The sequence below is a fragment of the Aquabacterium sp. A08 genome (assembly GCF_011742065.1).
Map to the genome: position 1 here is coordinate 1 of NZ_JAAQQT010000480.1, position 485 is coordinate 485.

Genomic DNA, 485 nt, shown 5'->3' on the forward strand with positions numbered 1-485 from the left:
AGCCAGGCCCTGCAGCTGGAGGCGGCCGGCATGGTGGTGCGCGTCATGGGGCCAGGCAGCTGGATCGGAGAGCTCAGCCTGCTGGACGGCGGCCCGCGTTCGGCCAGCTGTGTGGCCAGCACCGAACTGCGGCTGGCCGCCCTGGGCCGCGACGAGTTGGAGCGTCTGATGGACGAGCACCCGGCGGTGGCGAGCCGTTTGTTGCTGACCTTGGCGCAGCGCATGGCGGGCCACCTGCGCGACCTGACCCGCAAGCTGCAGCTGTTTGCCCAGATGAACCGGACCTTGAACCAGGCCCTGGACGCGCCCGCCGACGCCACCCCAACGGTGGATTGGCCCGCGATCGACGACGCGGATTGAAGTGGCAGCGGCGCACTGCGCGCCGCCGATCCTCACATCCCCGCGTAATTGGGCCCGCCACCGCCCTCGGGCGTGACCCAGACGATGTTCTGCGTCGGGTCCTTGATGTCGCAGGTCTTGCAGTG

The 485-nt window shown here is 69.9% G+C and carries 2 protein-coding genes; one reads left to right on the top strand and one right to left on the bottom strand.

The features are described 5' to 3' along the window. Nucleotides 1-360: Crp/Fnr family transcriptional regulator (locus HA630_RS27305; protein WP_166831996.1), on the top strand; the 360-nt coding region annotated here is incomplete at its 5' end. Nucleotides 361-392: 32 nt separating this feature from the next. Here the strand turns inward: HA630_RS27305 and HA630_RS27310 are convergent. After that, nucleotides 393-485 (bottom strand): 4Fe-4S dicluster domain-containing protein (locus tag HA630_RS27310; protein ID WP_157826905.1); only part of this gene is annotated, 93 nt, incomplete at its 5' end.